Genomic DNA, 11,691 nt, shown 5'->3' on the forward strand with positions numbered 1-11,691 from the left:
CGTCGGTACAGGTCCCGGGCAGCTCCTCCACCGCCACGGACGGCGGCAACGCACCGAGGACAACGCACCGACGCCGACCGACCGACAGGACCAGTTGAGCCGAATGCCCGCCATGCAGCCACCGAATGCGGGCGAGGCGGTGATCCTGGGCCCCGCGGGCCCGGACGAGGCACTTCCGCCGCCGGCCGCGCCGACGACGGCGGACGAGGCCGTGCACATGCTGGCCCTGGCACAGCGCTACGCCGACGCGGCCCGGGACGAGGCGGAACGTCTGCGGGCCGAGGCGGCACGCCTGCACGAGGAGGCCGACGCAGCTCGTCGCGCCGCCCGCGTGCAGCTGGACGAGGCGCAGGAGGAGGCGGCCCAGCTGGTCCAGGACGCCGCCGAGCAGGCGGCCCTCGTGCTGGCGGAGGCAGACCGCGCGCGCGACGAGGTGCTTGCCCAGGCTGAGTCGACGGCCGCGGTGCTGCGCTCGCGCGCCGAGCGCTCAGCCGTCGACGCCGAGACGCAGGCGGCCAACCTTCTCGAGGAGGCGCGCGAACGCAGCCGGCAGCTCCTCGAGGAGGCGGACGGCGAGGTCGAGCGGCGCACGGCCGCCCTCGTCGTTGAGGAGGAGCGCGTCCGGCAGGCGGCCACGGACGAGGCGGCACGGGTGCTCGAGGCGGCCCGCGCGGAGGCTGAGCAGCTGCGCGCGGACGCCACCCAGGCCGTCGACGCCATGCGACGGGCGGCGGCCGCCGAGCTTGAGCGGGCCCGCAGCCAGGCCGCGGCCGAGCTCGCCACGGCGGCCGAGCAGGCCGGGCGCATCCGGGACGAGGCCAGGGCCACCGCGGAGGCGGACATTGCCCTCGCCGCGGAGCAGATGGCGTGGACGCAGCGCACGGTCGAGCAGCTGGTGGCCGCCGCCGAGCAGGAGGCGGAACGGCTGCAGCGCCAGGGCCACGCCGTCGGGGCCGAGAAGATCCGTGCGGTCCGCCGGCGCCTGCAGCCGGTGATCGCCTCCACCGCGGCCAAGGCCCGGGCTCTGCTGCAGGCCGCGGACGACGCCGCGGCGGCCGTGCGCGCCGACGCGGACGAGCACCTGGAGTCCGCGCGGGCGGCGGCCGAGGCCGAGCGTCGGCGCGCCCGCGAGGAGGCCGACCGGGTGCTGGCCGAGGCGGAGGCCCGGGCGTCCGCGATGGTCGAGCGGGCGGAGCGTCGCCTGGCCGGCGCGGAGCAGGGCGCCCGCGTGCTGCGCGAGCAGGCGGCCCAGCAGTCCGGGGCCGCGCAGCGCGAGGCCCAGGACCGCCGTCGGGAGGCCCGTGCCGAGGCGGCCAGCATCGTGGCCGAGGCCCGTGCCGAGGCCGACGGGCTGCGCACCCTCGCCCACGAGCTGCTGGACGGCGCCCGCGCCGAGGTCCGCACCCTCACCCTGCGCCGGGACCGGATCGCCGCCGAGCTCGGCCAGCTCTCTGGCGTCATCGACGCCCTCGCGGTCCCCGACCCCTCCCCCGGCACGACCCTCACCGACCTCACCACCCACGACGACAAGGAACCCGACGCCCGATGAGCCAGACATCCTTCCGCACCGTCCTGCGCGGCTACGACCCCGCCGAGGTCGACGAGCACGTCCGCCAGCTCGCCGGGGAGCTGCAGAGCGCCCGCGAGCACACCGACGAGCTCGGCCGCCGCGTGCAGGCGCTCGAGGCCGCCGAGTCCGCGGCGGCCGCCGCCGTCGCCGAGGCCAACCGCCAGAAGGAGGAGGCCGTCCGCCGGAGCGAGCAGCCCGCGCCGGAGCCGACCTGGGCCGACTTCGGCAAGCGGATCGGCGCCATCCTCCAGCTGGCCGAGGAGGAGGCCGAGGAGCTGCGGGACGACGCCCGCCGGGAGATCGAGGAGCAGCGCCGCGAGCTCGCGGAGTCCGCCGAGCGCGTCCGGGCCGACGCCGACCGCTACGCCGCCCAGACCCGCAGCGCCGCCGAGACCGAGGCGGCCCGCACCCTCGAGCACGCGCGCCGCGAGGCCGATGACATCCTCGACCAGGCCGACCGGGACGCCACCGCCCGCCGCGAGGAGGCCGAGGCCGTCTACGAGCAGCAGCGCGCCCGGGCGGCGCAGGCGGCCGCCGACTTCGAGACCACCCTGGCGCAGCGCCGGCAGCACGCGGAGGACGACTTCGCGGCCCGCTCCGTCGCCGCCGAGCAGCGGCTGATGGCCCAGCAGAACCAGGCCGAGGCGATCCGCTACGAGAGCGAGCAGCAGCTGGCCGACGCCGAGCAGAAGGCCCGGCGCACCGTGGAGGAGGCCGAGCGGCAGGCGCAGCAGCTCCTCGGCGAGGCCAAGGCCCGCGCCGAGCGGATCCGCACCGAGTCCGAGCGCGAGCTGGTGGCCGCCTCGCAGCGGCGGGACAGCATCAACGCCCAGCTCTCCAACGTCCGGCAGATGCTGGCCACGCTCACCGGCACCAGCGTGCCGGTGGACGCCCTCACCGGTGCGCCCTTCTCCGCCCCGCAGCCGGCGCCGAACCAGGCGGTCCAGAGCGAAGTGACGGTGAGCGACGACCACGAGGGGCCGGCCGGCGAGGATGCTGTCGGGGTTGCCGTGGACGACCCGGCCGAGGCTTCTCGAGAGGTCCAGGCCGACGACGAGGCGGTCGAGCCCGCCAACGGGGATTTGGTTCTTCCAGCGCCTGAGGCCGAGGCAAGAGCAGAGCGGACAGCGTCACGCTAATCGGACTGGAGACGGGCAAGCCCTTCGGGGCGATCCGCTTAACAAAATTGCCCTCAGAGCGAAGGATGAGGTTCCTTCGGATTCCTGCTCGTCGAATCCACGCCGCCTGTCCGCCCACCAGACTTTGGATCAGCTCACTTCGGACGGTAACTGATCGCCACCGGACCGCCAAGCGAATATTACCGCCGGTTACCGTGGGGTAGCCCCGGGATGAAAGGGATTTCATTGTCGGACGACGACGTCGCAGTGTTGGTGGGCAACGGTTTGAGCATTGCGTTCAACCCCGCCCTCTCACTCCGAGAGATTACTCAAGAGGTGCTCGATCGCTTCGAAGACGAGGACGAAAATGGTTCAGACGTCGTCGTCGCCATGCAAGAGATTGCTGAGCGGGCCCTTCCGGGTGGCGCCACAGCGGACCATGACTTCGAGGTGCTGGTCGGGGCCTTCGGCGCAGAGCGCACAACACTTTCGCATCTCGAACGACTGGCTACCCTTGTGAAGCCGACTGACCAAGATTTACTTGAAGCGATCGGAGTAGTCGCAGAGTTCGCCGAAGCAATCCGAGACAGGGGCCTGAGCCACGTACTTGAAGTAATCTTCGAACGGTCCCAAGCGGAACGCCATAGGTCGCGCAACCTAATCGCCTTCACACAATCGCTCACTCAAGACTTCACCGGCCGAGTCACTATCGGGAACCTCAATTACGACACGTTGCTCCTGTCCGCTCTTCTCGACGTTTGCCAGCGCGAACTGGCTGACCTGGGGCACGGTTACCGTACGGTCAAAGTCACCAGTTCGGAGGACGACGAGACCACAGATGTGCCGGCACTGCGGGAGTCGGCAAACGACTTTCCCAGTAACCGACGCGTCCGGTTGCTCCACCTCCACGGGTCACTTACGTACTGGGCCAATCGCTCCACGAAGGTCTACGCAAAGCTCAGCACAGAATTTCTGCGCGAGCACGATCAGTGGGTTGCCGTACGTGAGAACCGGACTAACGTGCGGCCAGTAGTAGTCCTCGCAAATCAGCGCGATAAATCAGAACACGTGAGCGAATTTCCATTCTCGGTAGCGTACGAGATGTTCGCCGAAGGCCTCCACAACTCCAATAATTGGCTGATAGTAGGATACTCTTTCAGAGACGTCTGCGTAAACGACATGCTTCGCCTTGAGTTTTCGGAGCGGACCGCCAACGACAAACCAGACGTCCTCGTCGTAACGTTTGGGGACCAGCCAACTCGCAAGGAGATCGAGCGAGCGTTGGGATGGGGCGTCGAGGACGGGAGTTCCGCACATTGGCTTGCGATCAATCGCGAAGGCGCAAACGGCATCCAAGCTACCGAGGACTGGCGCAACTTCGTCACAAACAGCACATCGACCTGACCCGTCGCTAACCGCGGCGCGCCGTCGCTTTGGGTGGCCTCGCCGTGGTGCAGCGTTCAGGGCCAGACCGGCCCGAGTTCAACACACTGCACCTTGAACGTACAGATGACTCTTGGCGTGCAAATACCGCGTCCCCGCCGTCCTCCCGCTTGCGCCGCAGTCACCGCGGCGCGTACCGCCGCTCGGGCCGGCCGACCTCGCCGTACCGCAGCCGGACCTCCGCCCGGCCGGTCTCGGCGAGGTGCTCGAGGTACCGCCGCGCGCTGACCCGGGAGATCCCGGCCGCCTCGGCGGCCTCGGCCGCGGAGAGGTCGCGCCCGGCGTCGGCGAGCACCTGCCCGACCAGCTGCAGCGTCTCCGCGCTGAGCCCCTTGGGCAGGGTCGCCGCCGTCTGCCTGGGCGTGGCGAAGAGCCGGTCCACGTCCGTCTGCTCCGGCGTCGCCCCCGGGGTCAGCGCGCGGTGGGTCTGCCGGTAGTGCTGGAGCCGCTCGCGCAGGTCGGCAAAGGTGAACGGCTTCATCAGGTACTGCACGGCCCCGCCGCGCACGGCCCGCTTGACCGTGTCCGCCTCCCGGGCGGCGGTGACCACGATGACGTCCATGTCCGGCGCCGCCTCGCGCATGTCCGCGAGGATGTCCAGCCCGGAGGCGCCGGGCAGGAAGACGTCGAGCAGCACCAGGTCCGGCTGCAGCCGGGCGGCGGCCTCGAGCGCGGCCGCGGGGTCGTGCACGACCCCGACCACCTCGAACCCGTCGCACCGGCGCACGAACCCCTCGTGGATCCGGGCCACCATGTAGTCGTCGTCGACGATGAGCACCCCAATCACGGCCCCTCCTCCTTCTTGCACAGCCGGGCGGTGAATACCGCGCCGTCGTCGTTATGCACGGCCACGTCCCCGCCGCGTCGACGGCACACCAGCCGCACCAGGGCCAGCCCGTAGCCGCGCCCGCCCGCCTCCGCCGAGCCCTTGGTGGTGTACCCCGAGCGGAACAGCCGCTCCGCGGCGGCGGCGGCGACCCCCGGGCCGGAGTCGTGGACCCGCACCGTCACCGCCGCCTCGTCCTCGGTCAGCGCCACCTCCACGAGCTTCTCCGCCGCCTGCGCGACGGCGTCGAGGGCGTTGTCCACCAGGTTGCCCACCACGGTGACCAGGTCCCGGGAGAGGTCCTCGTCCACCCGGGCCACGGCCGACTCCTCCGCCAGCACCAGGCGCGCCCCGCGCTCGGCGGCCAGGGAGTCCTTGGCAATCAGCAGCGCGGCGATCGGCGGGTCCGAGATCCGCGCCGTGATCTGCGTGTACAGGCTGTCGCGGTGGCGGCTGACGCCCTCGACGAAGCGCACCGCCTCCTCGTACTCCTCCAGCTGCAGCAGGCCCGAGATGGTGTGCAGCTGGTTGGAGAACTCGTGGGTCTGCGCCCGCAGCGTGCCGGTGGTGCGGCGCGAGGTGTCCAGCGCCCGCTCGAGGGCCTTCGTCTCCGTGCGGTCGCGCATGGTGGTCACCGACCCGATCACCGCCCCGTGGCTGCGCACCGGCATCCGGTTGAGCACCAGCAGCCGCGGCCCCACCACCACCAGCCGGTCGCGCGTGGCGTCCTCCGTCAGCGCCTCGCGCAGCTCGGCGTCCGCCGTCAGCTCCGCCAGCGGGCGTCCGACGGCGTCCGGGGGCAGGGCGAGCAGCCGCCGCCCGGCGTCGTTGAGGAGGGTGACCCGCCCGGCGGTGTCCAGGGCGACGACGCCCTCGCGGATGCCGTGCAGCAGCGCCTCGCGGTGCTCCACCAGCCCCGCGATCTCCGTGGGCTCCAGGCCCAGCGTCTGCCGCTTGATCCGGCGGGCGAGCATGGTCGAGCCGATGACGCCGATCGTCGTCGCGAGCCCCACGTACACCAGCAGGCTCGGGCCGGCCATGGCGAGCCGCTCGGTGACGGCGGGCAGCTCCCGCTCCACCCGGGCGACCCCGACCAGCGCGCCGCCGTCGTCGAGTACCGGGACCTCCGCGGCGACGGCGGCACCGCCGGCCACCGGGCCGACCCAGGAGCGCGAGGTCGGGACGTCGGGCCGGTCGTCCCGGAGGAGCTGCCCCACCTCGCCCGGGCGGGAGGACTCCAGCACCGTGCGGTCGGGACGCAGCAGCTCGACGACGTCGGAGCCCGAGACCGTCCGGACCGTCTCCCCCACCGCGGCCAGCGGGGCGCTCCCGCCGGGCAGCGCCGTCCCGACGAGCGCGCGGACGGTGGGGTTGCCGGCCAGGTTCTCCGCCGCCGACAGCGCCCGGCGGTTCTCCACCCGCTGGAGCTGCTCGCCGGTCTGGGCGAAGGACAGCACGCCGACGGTGATGACCACGAGCGCGACGATGACGAGCTGGAGCACGAGGAACTGCCCGGCCAGCGTCATCCGGTTCCTGCGCATGTCCACCTCTTCTCCGGCGTCGTCCGGCGAGGCGGCTGCGCCGTCGTCGGGGCACGTCCGCGCAGCGACGTCAGGCGCGCGGGGCGAGAGCCACATCGTGCCACCCGGGACGGCGCCGGCGGGCGCGCGGGCGCGGACCCGGCCGTGACCACAAAGAACTCAACGACCGCTGCGACCGCAACGGTGATGGCGGCCGCGCCGTCGTCCATGATCGTCCACGTTCCTGCCCCCTCGACGAAGAGGCCGACGATGCTTCGCTCCACGTTCAAGATCCCCGCCCTGCTCGCCGGCGCCGCGCTCGCCCTGACGGCGTGCGGCGTCACCGGCACCGAGTCCGAGGCGGGCGCCGACGGCGCCACCACCGGCGCCGCCGAGGCCGGCCCGCTCACCGACAAGCGGATCATGGTGCCCAACTCCGCCGGCGGCGGGTACGACCAGACCGCCCGCACCGCCGCGCAGGTCATGGAGGAGACCGGCATCTCCTCCGGCATGGAGGTCTTCAACCTCGAGGGCGCCGGCGGCACCGTCGGCCTGGCCCGCACCGTCTCCGAGACCGGCAACGGCGACCTCGCCATGCTCATGGGCCTGGGCGTGGTCGGCGCCAGCTACACCAACGAGTCCGAGGCCACCCTGACCGAGACCACCCCGCTGGCCAAGCTCATCGAGGAGCCCGGCGCCGTCATGGTGCCCGCCGACTCCGAGTTCCAGACCATCGACGACCTCGTCGAGGCGTGGAAGGCCGACCCGGGCGGGCTGTCCGTGGGCGGCGGCTCCTCCCCCGGCGGCCCCGACCACCTCCTGCCCATGCAGCTCGCCCAGGCCGTCGGCGTCGACCCCGCGGCGGTCAACTTCGTCTCCTACGACGGCGGCGGCGACCTCCTCCCCGCCATCCTCGGCTCCAAGCTCGACTTCGCCACCTCCGGCGCGGGCGAGTTCAAGGACCAGATCGAGACCGGCGAGATCCGCGTGCTCGCCGTCTCCTCCGAGGAGCCGGTCGAGGGCATCGACGCGCCCACCCTCACCGAGGCCGGCATCGACCTGGTCTTCACCAACTGGCGCGGCATCGTCGCCCCGCCCGAGATCGAGGACGCCGACCGCGACGCCTGGATCGCCGCCCTGGAGGAGATGCACGCCTCGCCCGAGTGGGAGGCCGCCCTGGAGAAGAACGGCTGGACCGACGCCTTCATCACCGGCGACGAGTACGCCGAGTTCCTCACCGAGCAGGACGAGCGGGTGGCCGACGTCCTGACGGAGCTCGGACTGGCATGAGCTCCGCGGCCATGAGCGGTCCCGGCCGCGGCGACGCGGCCGGGACCGGTGGTGCGGGCGGGCCGGCCGCGACGGCCCCCGGGCGGGGGCGGGTGACCGGGCGCTCCGAGCTGGGCGTCGCCGCCTTCCTCGCGGTGCTCGGCGCGCTGATCCTGCTGGACACGGTGGGCCTGAACGCCCCCTACTCCCAGTCCGACCCGGTCGGGCCCAAGGCCCTGCCGTACATCGTCGCCGGGCTGCTGCTCGTGTGCGCCCTCGTCCTCGCGGTCGACGTGCTGCGCGGCGGGCGCGGCGAGGCCGAGGGCGGGGAGGACGTGGACCTGACCCACCCGACCGACTGGCGCACCGTGGTGCCGCTGGTGGCGGTCTTCGCCGCGAACATCGCGCTCGTGGACACCCTCGGGTGGGTGCTCTCCGGCTCGCTGCTGTTCTTCGGGTCCGTGGTGGCCCTGGGCAGCCGGCACTACGTGCGCGACCTGGTCGTCTCGCTGCTGCTCGCGCTGGGCAGCTTCTACGGGTTCTACCTCGGCCTGGGCATCCACCTGCCCGCCGGGCTCCTGGAGGGGGTGCTCTGATGGACGTGGTCAACGCCCTCGCCGACGGCTTCGTCACGGCGGCGACGCCGGTGAACCTGCTCTACGCCACCATCGGCGTGCTGCTCGGCACCGCCGTCGGCGTGCTCCCGGGCCTCGGCCCGGCCATGACGGTGGCGCTGCTGCTGCCCGTCACCTTCGCGCTGGAGCCGACGAGCGCGTTCATCATGTTCGCCGGCATCTACTACGGCGGGATGTACGGCGGGTCGACGACGTCGATCCTGCTCAACACCCCCGGCGAGTCCTCCACCGTGGTCACCGCGATCGAGGGCCACAAGATGGCCAAGGCCGGCCGGGCCGCGCAGGCCCTGGCGACGGCGGCCATCGGCTCCTTCGTGGCCGGCACCATCGGCACGGCCCTCCTGGCGTTCTTCGCCCCCGTGGTGGTGCGCTTCGCCATCGAGCTCGGGGCCCCGAGCTACCTGGCGATCATGCTGCTCGCGCTGGTCGCGGTCACCGCGGTGCTCGGCAAGTCGCGGGTGCGCGGGTTCTCCGCCCTCGCCCTGGGGCTGGCGATCGGGCTCATCGGCCTCGACCCGGTCACCGGGCAGCGGCGCCTGACCTACGGCGAGGCGCAGCTCTCCGACGGGATCGACATCGTCGTGGTCGCCGTGGCGATCTTCGCCGTCGGCGAGGCGCTGTGGGTGGCCGCGCACCTGCGCCGCTCCTCCACGGCGGTGATCCCGGTGGGCCGACCGTGGATGTCCCGGGAGGACTGGGGCCGCTCGTGGAAGCCGTGGCTGCGCGGCACCGCGTTCGGGTTCCCGTTCGGCGCGCTGCCCGCGGGCGGGGCGGAGATCCCGACGTTCCTCTCCTACGTGACCGAGAAGCGGCTGAGCCGGAAGCCCGAGGAGTTCGGGCACGGCGCCATCGAGGGCGTGGCCGGGCCGGAGGCGGCGAACAACGCCTCCGCGGCCGGGACGCTCGTGCCGATGCTCGCCCTCGGCCTGCCGACCAACGCCACGGCCGCCGTCATGCTGGCCGCGTTCATCCAGTTCGGCATCCAGCCCGGGCCGCTGCTTCTCGAGCGCGAGCCGGAGCTGGTGTGGGGCCTGATCGCCTCGCTGTTCATCGGCAACGCCCTGCTGCTGGTGATCAACCTGCCGCTGGCGCCGGCGTGGGCGAAGCTGCTGCAGATCCCGCGGCCCTACCTGTACGCGGGCATCATCTTCTTCGCCACGCTCGGGGCCTACTCGGTCAACCTGCAGGCGTTCGACCTGGTGCTGCTGCTCCTGCTCGGGCTGCTCGGCCTGATGATGCGGCGCTACGGGCTGCCCGTGCTGCCGCTGATCATCGGCGTCATCATCGGCCCGCTGGCCGAGCAGCAGATGCGCCGGGCGCTGCAGCTCTCGGCCGGGAGCCCGTCCGGGCTGTTCGACGAGCCGCTCGCCGTGGCGATCTACGTGATCATCGCGCTCATCCTGGTCTGGCCGTTCCTCGCGTCCGGCGTGCGCCGCGCGCGCGGCACCACCGGGCCCGGGATGCTCGACGGGGCGACCACGGGCACCGTGCCCGTCACGCCGGACGAGGCGCCCGCCTCCCCCGCCTCCCCCGCCGACTCCCAGACCACCCCGGACGACACCCGGACCCCGACCACACCCACGGAGCAGAGATGACCATCGTCGTCGGCTACATCCCGACCCCGGAGGGGCACGCCGCCCTCCAGCACGCCATCACGGTGGCCCGGAAGGAGGAGGCGCTGCTCGTCGTCGTGAACTCCTCGCGCGGGGAGTCCGCGGCCGACCCGCGGGTGCTCTCCGAGGACGACATCGGCACCGCCGAGCAGCAGCTGACCACGGCGGGCGTCGAGCACCTGCTGGTCCAGCCCTCGCGCGGGCGATCCGCAGCGGACGAGGTGCTCACCGCGGCGGACGAGCACCGGGCGGACCTGATCGTCATCGGGCTGCGGCGCCGGTCGCCCGTGGGCAAGCTGCTGCTCGGGTCCAACTCGCAGCGGATCCTGCTCGAGGCCACCTGCCCCGTGCTCGCGGTCAAGCCCGACGGCGTGGCGCAGCAGGGCGGCGTGGCATGACCGCCGTCGTCGGCACGGCCGACCTGTACGACGAGTTCGAGGAGCGACTGCAGTCCTGCGACCTCCAGCTGCGCCAGTACGGCGGGCGTCGGGTGTTCGCCGGGCCCATCGCCACGGTCCGCTGCCACGAGGACAACGCGCTGGTGAAAGCGGTGCTCGGGAGCCCGGGCGAGGGTCGGGTGCTCGTGGTCGACGGCGGCGGGTCGCTGCACACGGCGCTGATGGGCGACCTCATCGCCGGCTCGGCCGTGGCCAACGGCTGGGCGGGCGTGGTGATCCACGGGGCGGTGCGCGACGTCGGCGCCCTCGCGGAGCTCGACCTGGGCGTCAAGGCGCTGGGGTCGAACCCGCGCAAGAGCGCGAAGACCGGGGCCGGGGAGCGCGACGTCGTCGTCTCGTTCGGCGGCGCGACGTTCACCCCGCGCGCGCGGCTGGTCAGCGACGACGACGGGGTCGTCGTGCTGCCGGACTGAGGCGCGGTGTGCGTCGCTCGCCTGCCGCCGGCAGCGGCGCCGGGCTTCCTCACCTGACACGGGGTAGGGCGCGCGGGAGCGCGCTCTCTGCCGGGCCGAGGTGACCTTTCTCGGCGATGTCACCCCCGCGGGAGCGGTGCGAGCCCTGCTCGACCGCTCCCGGTCCGCCGTCGTTGCCGAGGCCGTGACGGCGGCCGTCTGGGCCGGAGTGCAGCCCGTCGGCCCGTTACGCGGTCCTGGGGCGCGGCGGCACCGTAGGCTTCGATCGGCCGCGCGAACATCACGCGTCAAAAACCCCCAGGGGTACAGCCCCTCCCCATATCTTGGGACCCATGGCTGCATTTCTCGTCGCATACGACCTGCGTAGGCCGGGTTGTCAGTACGACGACTTCCTGGCCCGGCTCGAGGACTTTCAGTCCACGTGCCACGGCCTCGACGCCGGTTGCTTCGTCGCGACCGACGGCACGGCGGACGAGGTGCGCAACGCCCTGACGCCCCACCTCCACCCGGGCGACGGCCTCATCGTCACGGCGATCACACCCGACGACGCGTCCTGGACCGGCCTGCAGCCCGAGGTCCGGCGCTGGATCCACACGCACCTGAGCTGAGCCCTCGGCCGCCCGATCAGCGGCCCGGAACGCCCTGTCGCGACGCGCGGTCGCGGTAGTCCGCCGCAGCGGCACGCTCCGCCGCGCCCCCGTCCCGCCGGGGCCTGCCCACACTCCTCAGCGGAGGTCCCCCCGACGGCGAAATGCAAGAGATGGCAACTCGTTGCCACCGCGCTTTCCGGACGCCATGGTCCAAGGCAACCGGTTGAGCACAGACG

Annotated in this window: 11 protein-coding genes; 9 read left to right on the plus strand and 2 right to left on the minus strand. The window is 72.6% G+C overall.

Going from position 1 to position 11,691, the window contains the following annotated elements:
- Positions 1-112: 112 nt before the first annotated feature.
- The 3 genes from KZX45_RS09760 to KZX45_RS09770 all read left to right on the plus strand — a co-directional run bounded on the left by KZX45_RS09760 (position 113) and on the right by KZX45_RS09770 (position 4,092).
- Positions 113-1,549 carry a hypothetical protein gene (locus tag KZX45_RS09760; protein ID WP_248257541.1) on the plus strand — a complete coding sequence of 479 codons (1,437 nt, stop codon included), beginning with the start codon at positions 113-115 and terminating at the stop codon, positions 1,547-1,549.
- Entirely contained in the window at positions 1,546-2,709 is a 1,164-nt protein-coding gene (locus tag KZX45_RS09765; RefSeq protein ID WP_248257542.1) for a DivIVA domain-containing protein, read from the plus strand. Before KZX45_RS09760 ends, KZX45_RS09765 begins: the two co-directional genes overlap by 4 nt.
- A gap of 225 nt (positions 2,710-2,934) precedes the next feature.
- Entirely contained in the window at positions 2,935-4,092 is a 1,158-nt protein-coding gene (locus KZX45_RS09770) for an SIR2 family protein (protein ID WP_248257543.1), read from the plus strand.
- Between the two features lie 160 nt (positions 4,093-4,252).
- Here the strand turns inward: KZX45_RS09770 and KZX45_RS09775 are convergent, their stop codons facing one another.
- Positions 4,253-4,918, minus strand: coding sequence for a response regulator (locus KZX45_RS09775; RefSeq protein WP_248257544.1), 666 nt, complete (start codon positions 4,916-4,918; stop codon positions 4,253-4,255).
- Positions 4,915-6,498: a sensor histidine kinase gene (locus tag KZX45_RS09780; RefSeq protein WP_248257545.1), complete on the minus strand. Its 1,584-nt coding sequence runs from the start codon at positions 6,496-6,498 to the stop codon at positions 4,915-4,917. Before KZX45_RS09780 ends, KZX45_RS09775 begins: the two co-directional genes overlap by 4 nt.
- Before the next feature lie 249 nt (positions 6,499-6,747).
- Here KZX45_RS09780 and KZX45_RS09785 point away from each other — a divergent pair, with 249 nt between their 5' ends.
- The 6 genes from KZX45_RS09785 to KZX45_RS09810 all read left to right on the plus strand — a co-directional run bounded on the left by KZX45_RS09785 (position 6,748) and on the right by KZX45_RS09810 (position 11,473).
- Positions 6,748-7,767 carry a tripartite tricarboxylate transporter substrate binding protein gene (locus KZX45_RS09785; protein WP_248257546.1) on the plus strand — a complete coding sequence of 340 codons (1,020 nt, stop codon included), beginning with the start codon at positions 6,748-6,750 and terminating at the stop codon, positions 7,765-7,767.
- Complete coding sequence (locus tag KZX45_RS09790) at positions 7,764-8,342, plus strand: tripartite tricarboxylate transporter TctB family protein (RefSeq protein ID WP_248257547.1); 579 nt, start codon at positions 7,764-7,766, stop codon at positions 8,340-8,342. The genes KZX45_RS09785 and KZX45_RS09790 overlap by 4 nt, the downstream gene beginning before the upstream one ends.
- Complete coding sequence (locus KZX45_RS09795) at positions 8,342-9,976, plus strand: tripartite tricarboxylate transporter permease (RefSeq protein ID WP_248257548.1); 1,635 nt, start codon at positions 8,342-8,344, stop codon at positions 9,974-9,976. Before KZX45_RS09790 ends, KZX45_RS09795 begins: the two co-directional genes overlap by 1 nt.
- A complete protein-coding gene (locus KZX45_RS09800) occupies positions 9,973-10,392 on the plus strand; it encodes a universal stress protein (RefSeq protein ID WP_248257549.1) in 420 nt (139 codons plus the stop codon). Before KZX45_RS09795 ends, KZX45_RS09800 begins: the two co-directional genes overlap by 4 nt.
- Positions 10,389-10,865: a ribonuclease E activity regulator RraA gene (rraA, locus tag KZX45_RS09805; protein ID WP_248257550.1), complete on the plus strand. Its 477-nt coding sequence runs from the start codon at positions 10,389-10,391 to the stop codon at positions 10,863-10,865. Before KZX45_RS09800 ends, rraA begins: the two co-directional genes overlap by 4 nt.
- A 332-nt stretch (positions 10,866-11,197) precedes the next feature.
- On the plus strand, positions 11,198-11,473 hold the full coding sequence (locus KZX45_RS09810) for a hypothetical protein (RefSeq protein WP_248257551.1): 276 nt from the start codon (positions 11,198-11,200) through the stop codon (positions 11,471-11,473).
- Positions 11,474-11,691: the final 218 nt, after the last annotated feature.

It is taken from the genome of Georgenia sp. EYE_87 (genome assembly GCF_023148685.1).
In the GTDB taxonomy this organism is placed as follows: Bacteria; Actinomycetota; Actinomycetes; order Actinomycetales; family Actinomycetaceae; genus Georgenia.

Bases quoted from the DNA above. Each gene is read 5' to 3' on its own strand.
- KZX45_RS09760 (WP_248257541.1), top strand. From the start codon at position 113: ATGCAGCCACCGAATGCGGGCGAGGCGGTGATCCTGGGCCCCGCGGGC.
- KZX45_RS09765 (WP_248257542.1), top strand. From the start codon at position 1,546: ATGAGCCAGACATCCTTCCGCACCGTCCTGCGCGGCTACGACCCCGCC.
- KZX45_RS09780 (WP_248257545.1), bottom strand. From the start codon at position 6,498: ATGCGCAGGAACCGGATGACGCTGGCCGGGCAGTTCCTCGTGCTCCAG.
- KZX45_RS09785 (WP_248257546.1), top strand. From the start codon at position 6,748: ATGCTTCGCTCCACGTTCAAGATCCCCGCCCTGCTCGCCGGCGCCGCG.
- KZX45_RS09790 (WP_248257547.1), top strand. From the start codon at position 7,764: ATGAGCTCCGCGGCCATGAGCGGTCCCGGCCGCGGCGACGCGGCCGGG.
- KZX45_RS09795 (WP_248257548.1), top strand. From the start codon at position 8,342: ATGGACGTGGTCAACGCCCTCGCCGACGGCTTCGTCACGGCGGCGACG.
- KZX45_RS09800 (WP_248257549.1), top strand. From the start codon at position 9,973: ATGACCATCGTCGTCGGCTACATCCCGACCCCGGAGGGGCACGCCGCC.
- rraA (WP_248257550.1), top strand. From the start codon at position 10,389: ATGACCGCCGTCGTCGGCACGGCCGACCTGTACGACGAGTTCGAGGAG.
- KZX45_RS09810 (WP_248257551.1), top strand. From the start codon at position 11,198: ATGGCTGCATTTCTCGTCGCATACGACCTGCGTAGGCCGGGTTGTCAG.